The 19,641-nt window shown below is 57.6% G+C and carries 15 protein-coding genes; 2 read left to right on the top strand and 13 right to left on the bottom strand.

Annotated features, from left to right (window positions below; translation table 11 throughout):
• Positions 1-25 precede the first annotated feature (25 nt).
• The 13 genes from ACP7E4_RS03795 to mtnA form a co-directional block, all read right to left on the bottom strand.
• Positions 26-1,042 (bottom strand): MraY family glycosyltransferase, encoded by a 1,017-nt coding sequence (locus tag ACP7E4_RS03795; RefSeq protein ID WP_426111742.1) that lies wholly within the window; start codon positions 1,040-1,042, stop codon positions 26-28.
• Positions 1,035-2,015 (bottom strand): UDP-glucose 4-epimerase family protein, encoded by a 981-nt coding sequence (locus ACP7E4_RS03790; protein WP_426111744.1) that lies wholly within the window; start codon positions 2,013-2,015, stop codon positions 1,035-1,037. Before ACP7E4_RS03790 ends, ACP7E4_RS03795 begins: the two co-directional genes overlap by 8 nt.
• 195 nt (positions 2,016-2,210) lie before the next feature.
• Entirely contained in the window at positions 2,211-3,656 is a 1,446-nt protein-coding gene (locus ACP7E4_RS03785) for an MBL fold metallo-hydrolase (RefSeq protein WP_426111746.1), read from the bottom strand.
• Between the two features lie 510 nt (positions 3,657-4,166).
• Positions 4,167-4,403, bottom strand: coding sequence for a lipopolysaccharide assembly protein LapA domain-containing protein (locus ACP7E4_RS03780; RefSeq protein ID WP_426111748.1), 237 nt, complete (start codon positions 4,401-4,403; stop codon positions 4,167-4,169).
• Between the two features lie 24 nt (positions 4,404-4,427).
• A complete protein-coding gene (gene ihfB, locus ACP7E4_RS03775) occupies positions 4,428-4,724 on the bottom strand; it encodes an integration host factor subunit beta (protein WP_020289192.1) in 297 nt (98 codons plus the stop codon).
• 317 nt (positions 4,725-5,041) lie between these two features.
• Positions 5,042-6,733: a 30S ribosomal protein S1 gene (gene rpsA / locus ACP7E4_RS03770; RefSeq protein ID WP_020289191.1), complete on the bottom strand. Its 1,692-nt coding sequence runs from the start codon at positions 6,731-6,733 to the stop codon at positions 5,042-5,044.
• 120 nt (positions 6,734-6,853) lie between these two features.
• The gene (cmk, locus tag ACP7E4_RS03765; RefSeq protein ID WP_020289190.1) at positions 6,854-7,543 is read right to left on the bottom strand and encodes a (d)CMP kinase; all 690 of its coding nucleotides are present in this window, start codon (positions 7,541-7,543) and stop codon (positions 6,854-6,856) included.
• A complete protein-coding gene (locus ACP7E4_RS03760) occupies positions 7,540-9,747 on the bottom strand; it encodes a bifunctional prephenate dehydrogenase/3-phosphoshikimate 1-carboxyvinyltransferase (protein ID WP_426112064.1) in 2,208 nt (735 codons plus the stop codon). The genes cmk and ACP7E4_RS03760 overlap by 4 nt, the downstream gene beginning before the upstream one ends.
• Positions 9,748-9,775: 28 nt before the next feature.
• Entirely contained in the window at positions 9,776-10,888 is a 1,113-nt protein-coding gene (hisC, locus tag ACP7E4_RS03755; RefSeq protein WP_426111751.1) for a histidinol-phosphate transaminase, read from the bottom strand.
• A 13-nt stretch (positions 10,889-10,901) separates the two neighbouring features.
• Positions 10,902-11,996 carry a prephenate dehydratase gene (gene pheA, locus ACP7E4_RS03750; RefSeq protein ID WP_426111753.1) on the bottom strand — a complete coding sequence of 365 codons (1,095 nt, stop codon included), beginning with the start codon at positions 11,994-11,996 and terminating at the stop codon, positions 10,902-10,904.
• Positions 11,996-13,081 (bottom strand): 3-phosphoserine/phosphohydroxythreonine transaminase, encoded by a 1,086-nt coding sequence (serC, locus tag ACP7E4_RS03745; RefSeq protein WP_426111754.1) that lies wholly within the window; start codon positions 13,079-13,081, stop codon positions 11,996-11,998. The genes pheA and serC overlap by 1 nt, the downstream gene beginning before the upstream one ends.
• 144 nt (positions 13,082-13,225) lie before the next feature.
• Positions 13,226-16,033, bottom strand: coding sequence for a DNA gyrase subunit A (gyrA, locus tag ACP7E4_RS03740; RefSeq protein WP_426111756.1), 2,808 nt, complete (start codon positions 16,031-16,033; stop codon positions 13,226-13,228).
• Positions 16,034-16,338: 305 nt separating this feature from the next.
• Positions 16,339-17,415, bottom strand: a complete 1,077-nt coding sequence (gene mtnA, locus ACP7E4_RS03735) for an S-methyl-5-thioribose-1-phosphate isomerase (RefSeq protein WP_426111758.1) — start codon at positions 17,413-17,415, stop codon at positions 16,339-16,341.
• A 119-nt stretch (positions 17,416-17,534) separates the two neighbouring features.
• On the opposite strand from mtnA, the gene ACP7E4_RS03730 reads away from it, so the two are divergent.
• Together ACP7E4_RS03730 and ubiG are read left to right on the top strand one after the other, a co-directional pair.
• Positions 17,535-18,875: a TRZ/ATZ family hydrolase gene (locus tag ACP7E4_RS03730; protein WP_426111760.1), complete on the top strand. Its 1,341-nt coding sequence runs from the start codon at positions 17,535-17,537 to the stop codon at positions 18,873-18,875.
• Positions 18,876-18,939: 64 nt separating this feature from the next.
• Entirely contained in the window at positions 18,940-19,638 is a 699-nt protein-coding gene (gene ubiG / locus ACP7E4_RS03725; protein WP_426111762.1) for a bifunctional 2-polyprenyl-6-hydroxyphenol methylase/3-demethylubiquinol 3-O-methyltransferase UbiG, read from the top strand.
• Positions 19,639-19,641 lie beyond the last annotated feature (3 nt).

Here is a 19,641-nt window from a genome sequence, read left to right as displayed (position 1 = left end):
TCTGAAAAACCGGGGTGCCGCGCTGTCAATCGCGCTCGAATGCACCCGCACTGAATTTGACTGCCAGCAACACCAGCGGCACATAGGCAATGCAAATCCCCAACAGCCCGTCAATTCCGGACGTTGCCACCCACAGCGCTACGGGCAACAACCACAACAGGTTAATCAGGCCCACTGCCAGCGTGACTGGGAGGTGCCGACCGTACCGCCGTGATGCGAATTGATAAGCATGACTGCGATGGGCTTCGTAGACCTTGTCCCCACGCAACAAACGCCGGATGAGGGTGAAGGTCGCATCGACAATGAACACTCCCAGCAAAATCAACCACGCCCAAAACAGTTGGGGCGACGCCCAGCCCGCCTGCAGCGAAGCCACACCTAGTACGACACCCAGAAAACCGCTGCCTGCATCGCCCATGAAGATTTTCGCCGGCGGGAAATTCCAGAAGAGAAACCCGGCAACGGCCCCTGCCAGCAACACCGGCATCCAGATCAGCTCGGTAAAACCGCACACCATGTAAATAAAGCTGGCGCCGCAACAAACGCTCAACGCCTCAATACTGGCAATGCCGTCGATGCCATCCATGAAGTTGTAGAGATTAAGCATCCATACTAGATAGAAGGCCGCGAGAACGTTGCCGACAAAACCGAGATCGACCCGCACGCCAAAAAAATCCAGTGGCGCCATACCGCCCAACCAGAACAGCGCCCATGCAGCAGCAGCAAAATGACCAAGCAACCGCCAACGAGCGGCAATGTGCCCGTGATCGTCCATGAAACCGATCACCGCGACCAGAACTCCTGCCCCTCCCACCGCTATAAGTGCAGCAGCCGGAAGCTTCTGCTGGACACCGAGCAACACCAGCGCCAGCAAAAATGTAACCACGATAGCAACGCCGCCCCCGCGTGGCGTCGGCACCGAATGCGAACTACGGGCATTGGGCACATCCATCAAACTTTGCGAAAGCGCATAGCGACGAAGACCAGCCGTCAGCGTTAACGACAACAACACCGCTACTACGACCCACCACCACTCACTCATCGTTTTTATGTTCCAGATAATATTTCGCAGTCGTCTTCATGGCTTCTTCGACACTGACCGGAGGCACCCAGCCGAGCATCGTACAGGTTTTGCTTATATCGACCTGCAGGGAACCGCAGAGTCGTTGTGAAAAAGCTCGCTTCCCCAACAGCGTGGCGGCTGTCGTCAACAACCACATCGGCACCGGGATCAGGCGCGCTGGCTTACCCAGGGCCTTGGCCATTTGCCTAAGCAGCCCGGTTGTAGACAGATCATCGCCGTCGCTCACCAGAAACGTCTGGTTGGTTGCGGCCGGATGTTGAATGCACGTGACAATCAGATCCACCAGATTGTCCAGCGCAACCAGACTGCGCCGGTTGTTGATGGCACCGAGCGGCAGCGGAACACCTTTGTCGAGCCAGCGCATCATGCTCAGGAAGTTGGCCTTGACGCCCGGACCGTAGACCAGCACCGGGCGAATAATGACCACTTCCATGCCCGTGCGACCGGCGAGTTCTCGAAGCCCTTGCTCCGCCTTCGCCTTGGAGACGCCATAGGGATCAGAAGGATTGGCAGGCTGGTCGGCTGTAAAGGGTTTGGCTGATGCTGTTGCCTCGCCGTTCACCTTGATTGAACTGATGAAGATAAAGCGCTTCACGCCAGCAGCCGCAGCCTGCTCGGCAAGGTTCAGCGTTCCGGCTACGTTGATGCGCAGATACTCCGCGTCAGGATCTGCTGAAGAGTCGTTCATCACGTGGACGCGGGCGGCGGCGTGGATAACAACGTCCACGCCCTCGACAAAATTTTCCCACTGAGCGTCCGGGTCGATCGACTTGATCGTTACAACTTCCACGGCATTCTCGGGTTCGGAGCAATCACCACGTACGGCGACACGTACCGAAAATGCGGAGCGACCCGACAAATGACGCGAAATGGCACCACCGACAAACCCTGTCGCGCCAGTAATGCCAATCAATGTGGTTTTACCAACCATGAGACCGTACTCTGGAAATCTCAGGGATGTTACCGGCAGGACTTCAAAACTCAATTGAAATATTCAGAGTGGTTGCGTGGGTGCCAAATAACACGATGTGTGTATAACGCCCGTGCGGCGATGCGGCACGTCAGCTATCTGGGCTTCTACAATGTTTAATAGCAAATCTGACAGATTGCCCGGCGCCAACAGTTATTAGCTGGCAATCGTTACGGCGCGCTTTTTAGTCGCGTACTTACGCTTCAGTGAGGCATTCAAAGCCTCCTTCGCATCGGACTCACCATGCACCAGCCGCACCTCTTCGGGCCATTCACTCATCCCCGTCACGAACTCAATCAAGTCACCTTGATCCGCATGCGCAGAGTACCCGCCCACAGTGGTCACGCCTGCGTTGATTGCGAAACGCTCCCGATCCAGTTCTACGTAACCGCCCTGCGGTCCGTACTTTTGAATGGCTGCGCCGGGAGTGCCTTTGACTTGATAGCCTACGAAGAGAACGTTGTGTCGGCTATCGCCCAGCATAGCCTTGAGGTAATTGACGATTCGGCCGCCTGCACACATACCGTGACCTGCAATGACAATCGCTGGACGTTTGGTACTGGATAGATAGTTGACGACCTGGAGATGCTTGTCGTGACTGTCGATGGTGACCAATTGTTCGAACGCCAAGGGGCTACGCCCGTCGCTCAGTCGCTCCTGAGCTTCAGCATCCCAGTAGTCGTTGAAGTCCCTGTATATCCTGGTGAAGCTAGCTGCGAGGGGAGAATCCAGAATGACTGGCAATTGCGACCAGCCCACCGCCGGACCAGTTTGAACACCTTCAATATCGGCAGGGAAAGGCGCATTGGCGAGCGCTTTACGGCGCAGGATATCTTCGATTTCATACAATAGCTCTTGCGTGCGGCCAATGCTGAAGGCCGGAATCAATACCGTGCCGTTATCGGCCAGGGCTTGATCTATAACCGCTTCGAGCCGCTGCTGTCGGCTGGCGCGATCTTCATGCAAGCGGTCACCATAGGTGCTTTCCAATACCAGTATGTCGGCTCGCTCGGGCGACTTGGGGCTTGGCAAAAAAGGTGTATGGCTTGAACCCAGGTCGCCGGAAAACACTACACGCTTGTTACGCGACTCCAGCGGGTAATTGATATCGCACTCAACATACGCCGAACCCAGGATATGCCCTGCTCGCTGCAGGCGAATGCTGCATACCAATTGATCGGTTTCAACGATCGTGAACCATCGATCAAACGGCAGTGCGATTATTCGTTTGTTGATGATCGTCAGATATTTATCCAGCTCCTCTTGGGAACGGCCAAACTGATGACTGAAAGCGTCTTGGAGGACAACTGGCAACAGATGAGCAGAGGGTTCGCTACACAGAATGGGACCGTTGTACCCGGCAGCCAACAACTCCGGAATGCGACCGACATGATCGGTATGCACATGGGTTAGTACCAACACCTTTATGGTGTCCAGAGCAAACTGAATGGAGTTGACAGCGGACCGCTTTTTTCCGTCAACAGGTTCCAACAAAGTCCCACAATCGACGAGCAGGCTGTGATGTTTATCCATATGTAACTCATGACATGAGCCAGTAACAGTCGCAACGGCGCCATGATGAGTGATTTGGGGATAGTGCATGAATGACCTCTTCAATCCTGACTCAGCGGTAGGTCAGAATCCTCGCAGCAAGCCAAAATGCCGTCGTGCACATACATGCGCTTAGGGGCATTTCAAACACACTTCGATTGGTTCAACCATGCTCGTCTATATAGGGAATGAGGTGCATTTTGCTCGCGAGCAGATTTATTGCAACTGGGTTGACAACACCATGCATTGGCGAAACCAGATACAAAATAAAAATCCAACCCTATAAACAAAGGGGTCAACGTATATGCCATATAACCAAGTTATACAGCCTTACAAGAATCAACTATTTTTCTTAGCAATTTAGAAGAAAATTCCTACAAACTTTGATGGAACCGCTACGAAGGCAGGCAACCCTTTCGCAGACAGATGCAGGTCAAGCGAATATTTTTACCGGATTTTCGATCAGGTCCGGAGATGAAGAACAGCCCGGGAACATCGTGGGAGGATTCCGAGATTTCAGAATCCGACGGACGCAGACTGCGGAGTACTGCAACAAGACGGCTAGATAGCCGCCACTTTGCGTTTTTTGCGCAGACTCATTGCCCATGACAAAAACGGACCAATGAGCATGCCGATCAAAAGCGCGAGGACTATGGGCACCGCTAGGGAGAGGTGCGGCGCCGACCATCCCAGGAATGCCAGCGAAACAGGTTGCTGGTTTTCCAGGATGAAAATAATCGTGGTCGCGACTACGGCCAAGGCGACAATGCCCAGGAGCGCGCGTACTAGAATCTGCATGTATCTATTCTCCGTTCTGAAGGTCTAGAGCCCTTCTTCTTCGTCTTCATTAACGCGGTCGCGCAGTTCTTTGCCTGGCTTGAAGTGCGGAACAAATTTGCCATCGAGCGTAACCGACTGGCCGGTTTTTGGGTTACGGCCCACACGCGGAGCGCGATAGTGCAAAGAGAAGCTGCCAAAGCCACGTATTTCGATACGGTCGCCGGTGGCCAGACATTGGGACATTTGTTCAAGCATGGTCTTGATGGCCAGCTCAACATCCTTGGATGAGAGCAGCCCTTGATGGGTGACAATTCGTTCGATCAACTCCGACTTCGTCATATTTTTCCCTTCTTTTTCAAGCAGCTAGATCAGCGCTCCGAAGGTTTTAGCATGACCGGATCGATTTGAACAGCCCGAGTATTGACTTATGTGATCCTTACACTGTTGGAAAATCGTCTCCCGTGGGCAAAAGAGCTAATGCAAGGCGAGAGACCGGAAAGCGCCCCTAAGGCTCCTCAAGGCGAAAACGTCAGGGATAGCTAGGCGAACCGACCGTTGTCGATAAGGCCGACTATCGAAGCACCAGGAGCCCATAGTCAAATCCCGCCCACAAAAAAGGGCGACCGAAGTCGCCCTTTTTAATGGTCAATCAGAACTTAGTTCTGTTTTTCCATTTGTGCGCGAAGCAGGTCACCAATAGTGGTAGGACCGGTGCTTTCTGCAGTTTCTGGCTTGCTACGCAGGCTTTGGATCGCTTCTTTCTCGTCTTCAACGTCTTTCGACTTGATGGACAAGCTGATCACGCGGCTCTTGCGGTCAACGCTGATGATCTTGGCTTCGATCTCTTCGCCTTCTTTCAGAACGTTACGCGCGTCTTCAACGCGGTCACGGCTGATTTCGGAGGCTTTGAGGGTAGCTTCGATGTCGTCGGCCAGAGTGATGATGGCGCCTTTGGCGTCAACTTCTTTAACGATACCGCGGACGATTGCGCCTTTGTCATTGACAGTGACGTACTCGGAGAACGGATCGCTTTCCAGCTGCTTGATACCCAGCGAGATACGCTCGCGCTCTGGATCTACAGACAGGATAACGGTGTCGAGTTCGTCGCCCTTCTTGAAACGACGTACGGCTTCTTCGCCCACTTCGTTCCAGGAGATGTCGGACAGATGAACCAGGCCGTCGATGCCGCCGTCCAGACCAATGAAGATACCGAAATCGGTGATCGACTTGATGGTGCCGGAGATTTTATCGCCCTTGTTGAACTGGCCAGAGAAATCTTCCCATGGGTTAGATTTGCACTGCTTGATGCCGAGGGAGATACGACGACGCTCTTCGTCGATGTCCAGAACCATAACTTCCACTTCGTCGCCGACTTGAACGACTTTCGAAGGGTGGATGTTTTTGTTGGTCCAGTCCATTTCGGAAACGTGTACCAGGCCTTCCACGCCTTCTTCCAGCTCTGCGAAGCAGCCGTAGTCGGTCAGGTTGGTAACACGGGCAGTTACGCGAGTGCCTTCCGGGTAACGAGCTTTGATAGCAACCCATGGGTCTTCGCCCAGTTGCTTCAGGCCCAGAGAAACACGATTGCGTTCGCGATCGTACTTCAGGACTTTTACATCGATCTCATCGCCAACATTGACGATTTCCGATGGATGCTTGATGCGCTTCCAGGCCATGTCGGTGATGTGCAGCAGGCCATCGACGCCACCCAGATCGACGAATGCGCCGTAATCCGTGAGGTTCTTGACGATACCTTTGACTTGTTGGCCTTCCTGCAAGGACTCGAGCAGAGCTTCGCGCTCGGCACTGTTCTCGGCTTCGAGGACGCTGCGACGGGAAACGACAACGTTGTTGCGTTTCTGGTCGAGCTTGATGACCTTGAACTCGAGCTCTTTGCCTTCCAGGTGAGTCGTGTCACGCACAGGGCGGACGTCAACCAAAGAACCTGGCAGGAACGCACGGATGCCGTTAACGTCGACAGTGAAGCCGCCTTTAACCTTACCGTTGATAACGCCCTTGACCACTTCTTCAGCTGCGAAAGCCGCTTCCAGAACGATCCAGCACTCGGCACGCTTGGCTTTTTCGCGGGACAGCTTGGTTTCGCCAAAGCCGTCTTCGACCGCGTCAAGAGCAACGTGAACTTCGTCGCCGATCTTGATGGTCAGCTCGCCAGCGTCGTTGTGGAACTGCTCCAGCGGGATGAGGCCTTCAGATTTGAGACCGGCGTGAACCGTCACCCATCCAGCCTGGTAATCGATATCAACGATGATCGCGGTGATGATCGAACCGGCCTGAAGGTTGAGGGTCTTTAGGCTTTCTTCAAAAAGTTCTGCAAAGCTTTCGCTCATTTTAATTCCTGTTGATCAAGGGCGAAGAATACGCCCATCTGCCACATTCCAGACAACGTGGGTTTCGTTCAAGTAAAAGAAAGCCTGCGGGACTCGACTGGTCTCCCACACGCTTCTTTGTCATCCGGCGATATCGCGAAGCGCGATTTCACTCATGATGCGTTCCAACACCTGCTCGATGGATAATTCCGTGGAATCCAGCTGTATGGCGTCATGCGCCGGCTTGAGCGGCGCTACCGCTCGCTGGGTGTCACGCTCGTCGCGTGCACATATCTCATCTAGCAGACTCGACAGACTAACATCATCGCCTTTGGCCTTCAACTGCAAGTAACGGCGTCGAGCACGTTCCTCGGCACTGGCGGTCAGAAAAATCTTCAGCGGGGCGTCCGGAAACACCACCGTACCCATGTCGCGCCCGTCTGCGACAAGGCCCGGCTCTTCCTGAAAGGCCCGTTGACGTTGCAGCAATGCATCACGCACCGCAGGCAATGAAGCGACCTGCGAAGCGCCGCTGCCGATTTGCTCATTACGAATCGAATGGGTCACGTCCTCGCCTTCGAGGATGATGCGCTGCCCCTGACCGCCAGGCCCGGCTTCGAATTGCACATCGAGGTGCGCGGCCAGCAGCTTCAGGGCTTCTTCGTTGGTCAGGTCGACGCCATGGTTGCGAGCGGCGAACGCCAGCAAACGATAGAGCGCGCCGGAGTCCAGCAGGCACCATCCCAACCGCTTGGCCAACAAACCGGCAACTGTGCCTTTACCTGAACCGCTTGGTCCGTCGATGGTGATAACCGGTGCTTTAATCTTCACAGCTGTCCCTCTTGCACTACACGCATGCCGACTTGAGCGCAAAGCGCGAGAAAATTTGGGAACGACGTAGCGACGTTCGCGCAATCATGAATGTGAATCGGGGCCGAGGCCCGCAGTGACGCAACGCTAAAGGCCATGGCGATACGATGGTCGCCATGAGCATTCACGACGCCGCCACCGATCTGACTCGCGTCAATAATAATCCCGTCCGGGGTCGGTTGAACGCTCACGCCAAGCGCCAGCAGACCATCGGCCATGACCTGGATACGGTCCGACTCTTTAACCCGCAACTCCTGTGCACCGCGCAAGATAGTACGCCCTTCTGCACAGGCCGCCGCAACGAATAAAACCGGGAACTCGTCGATTGCCAGAGGCACCAGCGCCTCGGGGATTTCGATACCCTTGAGCTTCGCCGAGCGCACGCGCAGGTCCGCCACCGGCTCGCCGCCCACTTCACGCTGGTTTTCCAGGGTGATGTCCGCCCCCATCAAACGCAGGATCTGGATCACGCCGATGCGGGTCGGATTGATGCCAACGTGTTCAAGCAACAGATCGGCACCTTCGGCTATCGAGGCCGCGACCATGAAAAACGCCGCCGAGGAGATGTCTGCCGGCACTTCAATCCGGGTAGCCGTCAATCCTCCACCGGATTCGACACAGACCACTGAACCGTCGACGCTCACCGGATAGCCAAAACCACGCAGCATTCGCTCGGTATGGTCGCGAGTCGGCGCCGGCTCGATCACACTGGTCTTGCCCTCGGCATACAGACCCGCCAGCAACAAACAGGATTTAACCTGAGCGCTGGCCATCGGCATGTCATAGGTCAGACCTTTGAGCGCCTGCCCGCCACGAATCGTGAGCGGCGGACGACCTTCAGCAGCGGTCTCTATGACAGCACCCATCTGCCGTAAAGGATCGGCAACCCGACTCATGGGACGCCGGGAGAGCGAGGCGTCTCCTGTCAGCATGCTGTCGAAATCCTGTGCCGCGAGCAGGCCGGCGAGCAAACGCATCGACGTGCCGGAGTTGCCCAGATAAACAGGGCCCGGTGCAGCTTTCAGCCCGTGCAGGCCAACCCCGTAAATAATCACCCGGCCGTGATGCGGACCTTCGATCACCACACCCATGTCACGAAAAGCCTGCAACGTTGCCAGCGCATCTTCGCCTTCAAGAAAACCTTCGACTTCAGTGATGCCGTCGGCCAGGGAACCGAGCATGATCGAGCGATGAGAGATGGACTTGTCCCCCGGCACTCGAATCTGCCCGATAACGCTACCGCCCGGGCTGGCAACAAATACCAGGTCCTTGACGGGCTGTTCATCGACATAGGCCCGGCGCGCCAGGATCTTGCCGAAATGTTCGCGAGCCACGCGCGCACGGGTGAACACGCCCAGCAATTGATGCCCGTCACCCGCATCAACCGCGTCGCGCAACGCATCGAGGTCGCTGCGGAAGGTATCCAGAGTCCGTAAAACCGCCTCGCGATTGGCGAGGAAGATGTCATGCCACATCACCGGGTCGCTGCCGGCAATACGCGTGAAATCGCGAAAACCACCGGCCGCGTAACGGAAAATATCCAGGTTTTCATTGCGCTTGGCCAACGAATCCACCAAACCAAACGCCAGTAAATGCGGCAGATGGCTGGTCGCAGCCAGCACTTCATCGTGACGTTCGACCTGCATGTGCTCGACATCGGCGCCCAGCTCGGACCACAACCGATCAACCAGCGCCAAGGCTTGCGGGTCGGTTTCGGCCAGCGGCGTCAGAATCACTTTGTGACGTTTGAATAACTGGGCATTGGACGCTTCCACACCGCTCTGCTCCGAACCCGCAATCGGATGCCCCGGCACAAAACGCGCAGGCATGCCGCCAAAAGCCTGGGTTGCAGCCCGCACGACGTTACCCTTGGCGCTGCCCACATCGGTCAGCACGGCATCGCCAAGGTCGAAAGTGGCCAGCAACGCGAGCATTTTTTCCATGGCCAGAATCGGCACCGCAAGCTGAATGACGTCGGCACCACGACAGGCAGCTGCCAGGTCTTCTTCACAGCGATCAACGACACCCAGCTCTACCGCCAGCTTGCGCGATTGAGGGTCGAGATCGACACCAACCACTTCGCCGCACAATCCGCTTTCGCGTAAACCTTTGGCGAAGGAGCCGCCAATCAAACCCAGACCTACTACTACCAGGCGGCCGATCATAGGCCGGGCAGATTGCATTGAGATGACATCAATCACGCGCCAGAACCTTGGTCAGCGCTTCAAGGAAACGGGTATTTTCCTGCGGCAGGCCAATGCTGACGCGCAAGTGATTGGGCATGCCATAACCGCCGACCGGTCGCACGATCACGCCCTCGCGGAGCAAGCTCTGATAAACAGACGCGCTTTCACGCCCCAGATCCACAGCAATAAAGTTGCCTTTAGAGGGAATCCAGTCCAGGCCCAGCAAACGCAAGCCGCCTTCCAGTTGCTCCATGCCCACTTCATTCAACTGGCGGCTTTTGGTGACGTATTCCACGTCATCCAGCGCGGCGCACGCAGCCGCCAGCGCGAAGCTGTTGACGTTGAACGGCTGGCGCACTCGATTGAGCACATCGGCAACGGCTGGCGAGGACAGGCCATAACCGACCCGCAACGACGCCAGGCCATAGGCTTTGGAGAAGGTGCGCGACACCAGCAGGTTCGGAAAATCGGCGAGGTAATTCAGGCCATCAGGCAGTTCGGCGCCTTGGGCGTATTCGATATAGGCCTCGTCCAGCACCACCAGCACATGTTTAGGCACAGCGGCGAGAAACCTGTTCAAGGCATCCGGGCCGAACCAGGTACCGGTCGGATTGTTCGGATTAGCAATGAAAACCACCCGCGTGTTGCTGTCGATAGCCGCCAGCATTGCAGGCAGATCATGGCCCCAGTCTTTAGCCGGCGCGACATGGGCGTCAGCGCCAACGGCCTGGGTCACAATCGGATAGATGGCGAACGCAAACTCGCTGAACACCGCATTGAGCCCCGGCGCCAGGTAAGCCCGGGCAACCAGTTCAAGGATATCGTTGGAGCCATTGCCCAGCGTCACCTGACTGGTTTGCACCCGGCAGCGCTCGGCAAGACGCTTTTTCAACTCAAAGCCGTTGCCGTCGGGATAGCGGGTCAGCTCGGCGAGCTCGTCACGAATGGCAGCCAAGGCTTTGGGACTGGCGCCAAGAGAGTTTTCGTTACTCGCCAGCTTGATGATGTGCGCCGGATCGATACCCAGCTCACGAGCCAGTTCGTCCACGGGTTTACCCGGAACGTAAGGCGAAAGTTTTTGCACGCCCGGCTGCGCCAGGGCGAGGAAGTCGGCAGTCATGTCTCGCCCCTTGTTAAAGAACTGCTTTCGGGTAGGAACCCAGCACCTTGAGCGCTACGGCTTCCTGACTGATCTGTTCCAGCACGGCCTTGACCAACGGATCACGGTGATGGCCGACGAAGTCGATAAAGAACACGTAGGTCCATTTACCGCTGCGCGAAGGTCGCGTTTCGATGCGCGTCAGATCGATTCCGTTTTGATGGAAAGGCACCAGCAACTCATGCAGCGCGCCGGGCTTGTTGCTCATCGAGACGATGATCGAGGTCTTGTCGTCGCCGGTCGGTGGGACTTCCTGGTTGCCGATGATCAGGAACCGGGTGGAGTTATCCGGGCGGTCTTCGATCTTTTCTGCCAGACGGGTCAAGCCATACAGGCCAGCAGCCATGTCGCCGGCAATAGCCGCCGAGTTCCACTCGCCCTTGACCCGCTTGGCAGCTTCGGCGTTGCTGGCGACGGCCACGCGCTCGACATTCGGGTAGTGAGCGTCCAGCCACTTGCGGCACTGCGCCAGTGATTGAGCGTGGGAATAGATGCGGCTGATGCTTTCAGTCTTGGTGCTTTCGCCGACTAATAGATGGTGGTGAATACGCAACTCGACTTCGCCACAGATGACCATGTCGTGTTCGAGAAAGCTGTCCAGCGTATGGTTGACCGCGCCTTCGGTGGAGTTTTCCACCGGAACTACGCCGAAATTCACCGCACCCGCCACGACTTCACGAAACACTTCGTCAATGGCGGCCATTGGCAGACTGATCACTGCGTTGCCGAAGTGCTTGATCGCAGCGGCCTGGGTAAACGTGCCTTCAGGGCCTAGATAAGCCACTTTCAGCGGTTGCTCCAGAGCCAGGCACGACGACATGATTTCGCGAAACAGCCGCGCCATCTCTTCGTTACTCAGTGGGCCGCGATTGCGCTCCATGACACGCTTGAGCACCTGGGCTTCGCGTTCCGGGCGATAGAAAACCGGCACTTCGCCTTCGGCCAGGGTCGACATTTTGACCCGCGCCACTTCCTGCGCACAGCGCGCGCGTTCGCTGATCAACTCCAGGACTTTTTCGTCCAGGCTGTCGATGCGGACCCGCAGCGCCTTGAGTTCTTGTTCGGACATTAGCCGTGTTCCTTCTCGAACTCTGCCATGTAGGAAACCAGCGCGTTGACGGCGGTGATGTCCACGGCATTATAGATAGAGGCACGCATGCCACCGACCGAGCGGTGACCCTTGAGGTTCAGCAATCCGCGAGCGTCAGCACCGACCAGGAATGGTTTGTCCAGGCGATCATCGGCAAGGCGGAACGGCACATTCATCCACGAGCGGTCGGACTTGTTGATCGGGTTGCTGTACAGGCTGCTGGCATCGATGAAGTCATACAGCGTGCGCTGCTTGGCTTGATTGAGCTTGCCAATGGCCTCGACACCGCCCTGCTCTTTCAGCCATTCGAACACCAGACCGGACAGATACCAGGACAGCGTCGGCGGCGTGTTGTACATCGAGCCGTTGTCGGCCGCGACCTTGTAATTGAGCATGGTCGGGCACAGCGAACGCGCGCGACCCAGCAGGTCTTCACGAATGATCACCACCACCAGGCCGCTTGGGCCGATGTTTTTCTGCGCGCCGGCGTAGATCATGCCGAAACGGGAGATATCCACCGGACGCGAAAGGATGTCCGAAGACATGTCGGCAATCAGCGGCACGTCACCGGTTTCCGGGATCCAGCTGAATTCCAGGCCGCCGATGGTTTCGTTGGGCGCGTAATGCACGTAGGCCGCGTCTTTGGACAGCTGCCATTCGTTCTGACCGGGAATCGCGAAATAGTCATAGGGTTTGGCGGTTGCGGCAACGTTGACGTGGCCGTAACGCGAAGCTTCTTCAATGGCTTTCTGCGACCAGATACCGGTGTCGATATAGTCGGCGGTGCCTTCTTCAGGCAGCAGGTTCAGCGCAATCTGGGCGAACTGCTGGCTGGCGCCGCCTTGCAGAAACAATACTTTGTAGTTAGAGGGAATCGTCAGGAGGTCGCGCAGATCCTGCTCGGCCTTATTGGCAATGGAGGTGAATTCATCGCTGCGATGACTCATTTCCATGACGGACAGGCCTTTGCCATGCCAGTCCAGCAGTTCCGCCTGGGCACGCAGCAGAACAGCTTCAGGTAGCGCAGCAGGACCTGCGCAGAAGTTAAAGGCTCGCTTGCTCATATCCACTCTCACTACGCGCTGATTTCTCAGGCTTGGGTCGTTTGAAGTTGGAAGTGCCGAAGGCTGCGAACGGTTTTGAACCGTTCGCAGCCTTCGGCAACTCCTGCAGGAAACCTTTGGAATCCCTGCTATTTACACATCAGATCAGCTTTGCGGTTCTTCGTCGTCCGGCGCAGCGTCGGCTTGCAGGTCGCCGCCGGCATCGCTTTCTTCTGCGATATCGAGCATTTCGCCTTCAATAGCGTCGCCTTCCAGCTCTTCACCGTCCAGATCAACGCCTTCGAGTTCTTCGCCTTCGACTTCCGATGGCTCCTGCACACGCTCCAGGCCGACCAGTTTTTCGTCGCTGGCCAGCTTGATCAGCGTGACGCCCTGGGTATTACGGCCCAGGCTGGAAACTTCGTCGACACGGGTACGAACCAGTGTGCCCTGATCGGAAATCAGCATGATTTCCTCGCCGTCGAGTACCTGAACCGCGCCGACCAGTCGGCCGTTACGTTCGTTGCTGACCATGGCGATAACGCCCTGACCGCCACGCTTGTATTCAGGGAACTCGGAAATTGCCGTGCGCTTGCCGAAACCGCGTTCCGATGCAGTGAGAATCTCGCTGCCTTCTTCCGGGATCAGCATGGAAATCAGCTTCTGGCCTGCTGGCAGACGCATGCCGCGAACACCGCGAGCGGTACGGCCCATGGCTCGAACGTCGGATTCCTTGAAGCGCGTGACCTTGCCGCCATCGGAGAACAGCATGATTTCCTGCTCGCCATCGGTGATGGCCGCGGAGATCAGGATGTCGCCTTCATCAAGTTCCAGCGCGATGAGACCGACGCTACGCTGACGGCTGAAGGCCACCAGCGGAGTTTTCTTGACGGTACCGTTGGCGGTGGACATGAAGATGAACGGCGCCTTCTTCTTGTCTGCGGCCTTGATACGCGCCTTGCGTTCTTCTTCGGTCTCGGTACTGTTCTCGTCATCGATTTCGCCTTCGATGACTTCGCCTTCTTCCTCGTCAGCCCGCTTGCGCATGGCTTCCAGGTCTACCGGCAGCATGGTGGTGATGTATTCACCTTCGCTGAGCGGCAGCAGGTTGACCAGCGGACGTCCGCGCGCAGCACGGGATGCTTCAGGGATTTCGTAAGTCTTGAGCCAGTACACCTTGCCTTTGCTGGAGAACATCAACAGCGTGGTGTGACTGTTGGCAACCAGCAGGTGAGCAATGTAGTCCTCATCCTTGACGCCGGTAGCCGATTTACCTTTACCGCCGCGACGCTGCGCCTGATAGACCGCCAATGGCTGGGTCTTGGCATAGCCGCCGTGGGAAATGGTTACGACACGCTCTTCTTCAGTGATCAGGTCGCCGAGCGTCAGATCCAGGCGCGCATCGAGAATTTCGGTGCGGCGCACGTCGCCGTATTCGGCGCGGATCAGCTCCAGCTCTTCGCGGATGACTTCCATCAGACGCGTGGCGCTGTTGAGGATGCGCAGCAGTTCGCCGATCTGGGCCAGGATTTCCTGGTACTCAGTCAGCAGTTTTTCGTGTTCCAGACCGGTCAGGCGGTGCAGACGCAGTTCAAGAATCGCCTGAGCCTGTTCCGGCGACAGGAAATATTTGCCGTCACGCAGGCCGTATTGCGGATCGAGGTTGTCCGGGCGGCATGAGTCCGCACCGGCGCGCTCGACCATTTCCACCACCGCGCTGGATTCCCACGCGGTGGAAATCAGCCCGACCTTGGCTTCAGCCGGTGTCGGCGAGGCTTTGATCAATGCAATAACCGGGTCGATGTTCGACAGGGCAACCGCCTGGCCTTCGAGCAAGTGCCCACGTTCACGGGCTTTGCGCAGTTCGAAAACGGTACGGCGGGTAACCACTTCGCGACGGTGGCGGACGAAGGCTTCGAGCAGATCCTTGAGGTTCAGGATTCGCGGGCGACCATCGATCAGCGCAACAATGTTGATGCCGAACACCGCTTGCAGCTGGGTCTGGGCATAAAGGTTGTTGAGGATCACCTCAGGCACTTCGCCACGACGCAGCTCGATCACGACACGCATACCGTCTTTGTCGGATTCGTCGCGCAGCTCGGTGATGCCTTCGAGTTTCTTCTCTTTAACCAGCTCGGCGATCTTTTCGATCAGACGGGCTTTGTTCAGCTGATACGGCAGCTCTGTGATGACGATCTGCTGGCGGCCACCGACCTTGTCGATATCCTCCACCATCGAGCGGGCGCGCATATAGATGCGGCCACGACCGGTGCGATAGGCTTCGACGATGCCGGCGCGACCATTGATGATCGCAGCTGTCGGGAAGTCGGGGCCCGGGATGTATTGCATCAACTCGTCGATCGACAACTCGGGGTTGTCGATGAGTGCCAGGCAGCCGTCGATGACTTCACCGAGGTTGTGCGGCGGAATGTTGGTCGCCATACCCACGGCAATACCGCTGGAACCGTTGACCAGCAGGTTGGGAATACGCGTCGGCATGACCGCAGGGATCATTTCCGTGCCGTCGTAGTTCGGCACCCAGTCCACGGTTTCTTTGTGCAGGTCAGCCAGCAGCTCGTGCGCCAGCTTGGTCATGCGCACTTCGGTGTATCGCATGGCAGCGGCGTTGTCGCCGTCCACCGAACCGAAGTTGCCCTGACCGTCTACCAGCAGGTAGCGCAGCGAAAACGGCTGCGCCATCCGGACGATGGTGTCATAGACAGCAGTGTCGCCGTGCGGGTGATACTTACCGATAACGTCACCGACCACACGGGCGGATTTCTTGTACGGCTTGTTCCAGTCGTTACCCAGCTCGCTCATCGCGAACAGCACACGCCGGTGCACGGGCTTCAAGCCATCGCGCGCATCCGGCAATGCCCGACCGACGATTACGCTCATCGCGTAGTCGAGGTAGGACTGCTTCAGCTCGTCTTCGATATTGACCGGGAGGATTTCTTTGGCCAGTTCGCCCATGAGAAGCCTGATTCCTTTTTCTGGTGAAACCTCGTCACATCCATGCGGGACGAACGAAGCTCGCCGCTGCTGGCATTTGCCTGGCAACGACTTACGACAAATCAACGAGTTAAGCTCTGGATCTGCGCAGTAAGGACGACTACGAATAGCGCCCTTGGAAACCGCCGGATGTTACCACAAACGCCGCTACGCACCTATCCTTTGAAAGCCCTGAAAATGAGCCACGGTCCTGTAAGACGTCTGAGAAACGCTTACAGGACCGCATAGCACCCTCTGGACAAACTGCTGATGGCGCAACAAAGCACTCAATGCAGGCGCTTGCGACACATCAATTGAGTCATTTTCGCGGCATCCGGGCGCTCGACGATGCCCTTTTCAGTAACGATGGCGTCAATCAGGTCAGCCGGGGTTACATCAAAAACAGGATTGAACGCATCGACGTCCGCGCCAACCCGCTGCCCGCCTATTTCCAGGAGCTCACGCCCCTCGCGCTCTTCGATGACGATGTCTTCGCCGCTGGCGGTGTCCATGTCGATGGTCGAGCTCGGAGCAACGACCATGAAGCGCACGCCGTGATGCATGGCAGCCACGGCCAGTTGATAGGTACCGATCTTGTTCGCCACGTCACCATTGGCGGTAATCCGGTCCGCGCCGACGATTACCCAGGTGATGCCTTTGGTGCGCATCAGGTGCGCTGCGGCCGAATCGGCATTGAGCGTCACCGGAATGCCTTCGTTGGCCAGCTCCCAGGCCGTGAGTCGCGAACCTTGCAGCCATGGCCGGGTTTCATCGGCGTAGACACGTTCGATCATGCCTTCAAGGTACGCCGCGCGGATCACGCCAAGGGCCGTGCCGAAACCACCCGTGGCCAGTGCGCCGGTATTGCAGTGAGTCAGAACGGTCTGCAGATTGCCCTGGTGCTTGCGAATCAGGTCAGCGCCCAGTTGGGCCATGGTCAGGTTGGCTTCCCGATCGCTCAGGTGAATCGCCACCGCCTCGGCTTCCAGCGCCTGCAGCGCATCGTCGCTGTGCTTGACGCGCTGCAGGCGATCACGCATGCGGTTCAGCGCCCAGAACAGATTCACTGCCGTAGGACGCGAACCCGCCAGCACCTGGAAATCTTCCTCCAGCGCCGCGACCCAATCGCCGCCCGCCGCAATCCGCGCACGCGCGCCCAACACGACGCCATAGGCGGCGCTGATGCCGATTGCCGGCGCGCCGCGCACCACCATCGAGCGAATCGCCTCGGCGACGCCCGCAGCACTGGTATAAGTCAGCCAGATTTCCTGGAACGGCAGGACCCGCTGATCCAGCAGATGAAGAGCGTCATCCCGCCAATCGATGGCTTTCACCTTCTCCGCAGCCATAAGTCGATCGCGCATTGCACACCCCATACTAAAAACCAATGCCGGACACCAAAAGCCGCCGATTATAGCGAGCCGCCCGCGAAGACGCTCGGGTATACTTCGCCGTCCCTGTAATAAGCCCTGGAAACCCAGTCATGCCCAACCCCTCAGCGCCCCTCGATCTCCTGCTCCTGCCCACCTGGCTGGTGCCGGTCGAACCTGCTGGCGTGGTGCTCAAGGAGCACGGCCTGGGTATTCGCGATGGCTGTATCGTTTATATCGGTCCACGCGCCGAAGCGATGAAGCAATCGACGCTGGAAACCCTGGAGTTGCCGGGCATGCTGCTCAGCCCCGGTTTGATCAACGCCCACGGCCATGCAGCGATGACGCTGTTTCGCGGTCTGGCCGATGATTTGCCGTTGATGACGTGGCTGGAAGAACACATCTGGCCCGCCGAAGGCAAATGGGTCGATGAAGACTTTGTTCGCGACGGCACCGATCTGGCGATTGCCGAGCAGCTCAAGGGCGGCATCACTTGTTTCTCGGACATGTACTTCTTCCCGAAAGTTGCCGCAGATCGTGTGCATGTCAGCGGCATGCGCGCGCAAATCACCGTCCCGGTGCTGGATTTCCCGATTCCCGGCGCCCGCACCACCGACGAAGCGCTGCACACCGGCGTCGAGTTGTTCAACGACCTGATCCATCATCCGCGTATAACAGTCGCGTTCGGGCCTCACGCGCCGTACACCATCGGCGATGACAACCTGGAGAAGATCCGGGTGATCGCCGATGAACTCGACGCGATGATTCAGATGCACGTTCACGAAACGGCCTTTGAAGTCGGTCAAGCTGTTGAGCTGACCGGCGAGCGGCCGCTGGCCCGACTGAATCGTCTGGGCATGCTTGGGCCGCGCTTTCAGGCGGTGCACATGACCCAAATCAGCGATGAGGACCTGGCTTTGCTGGTAGAAAGCAACTCCAGCGTTATCCATTGCCCTGAGTCGAACCTGAAACTGGCCAGCGGCTTCTGCCCGGTCGAACGTCTGTGGCAGGCTGGCGTCAATGTAGCAGTGGGCACCGACGGCGCGGCCAGCAACAACGATCTGGATTTGCTGGGCGAAACACGCACGGCGGCGCTATTGGCGAAAGCGGTCGCTGGCTCTGCCACGGCGCTGGACGCCCATCGCGCCCTGCGCATGGCCACCCTGAATGGCGCGCGCGCCTTGGGCATTGCGCAGGTCACCGGTTCGCTGGAGATCGGCAAGGCGGCAGATATTGTCGCCTTCGATCTGAGCGGCCTGGCCCAGCAGCCAATTTACGATCCGGTATCGCAGCTTATATATGCCACCGGCCGCGACTGCGTCAGCCATGTCTGGGTGGCGGGCAAACAGTTGCTAGCAAACCGCCATTTGACGCGCATGGATGAACAGGCGCTGTGCGAAACCGCCAAAGCCTGGGGTCAGCGCATTTCAGGCCACACCGGCCACTCAGAATAAAGCTGCACTGGCACCATAACTGCCAGCCTGGCGACACGATTTTCCAAGTTTAAGAGGACTTCCCATGAGCAACGTCGACCACGCTGAAATCGCCAAATTCGAAGCCCTGGCCCATCGCTGGTGGGATCGCAACAGCGAATTCAAGCCGCTGCACGATATCAATCCACTGCGTGTGAACTGGATCGACGAACGCGTCAATCTGGCCGGCAAGAAAGTGCTCGACGTCGGCTGTGGCGGCGGCATTCTCAGTGAAGCCATGGCCCTGCGCGGCGCGACAGTTACCGGTATCGACATGGGCGAAGCGCCGCTGGCGGTGGCTCGACTGCACCAACTGGAGTCCGGAGTCAGCGTCGAATATCGGCAGATCACCGCCGAAGACCTCGCCGAGGAACTGCCGGAGCAGTTCGACGTGGTGACCTGCCTGGAGATGCTGGAGCACGTGCCCGATCCATCCTCGGTGATCCGCGCCTGCTTCCGCATGGTCAAACCCGGCGGCCAGGTGTTCTTCTCGACCATCAACCGCAATCCCAAAGCGTATCTGTTCGCCATTGTCGGCGCCGAATACATCATGGGCCTGCTGCCGCGCGGCACTCACGACTTCAAGAAATTCATCCGCCCGTCTGAACTGGGCGCCTGGAGCCGTGCTGCCGGCCTGCAGGTCAAGGACATCATCGGCCTGACGTACAACCCGCTGACCAAGCACTACAAGCTGGCATCGGATGTCGACGTCAATTACATGATCCAGACCCTGCGGGAGGTGTAAGCC

This window comes from Pseudomonas sp. DSP3-2-3 (assembly GCF_049898225.1).
Taxonomy (GTDB): domain Bacteria; phylum Pseudomonadota; class Gammaproteobacteria; order Pseudomonadales; family Pseudomonadaceae; genus Aquipseudomonas.
This window is presented reverse-complemented; position numbering and strand designations above follow the sequence as displayed.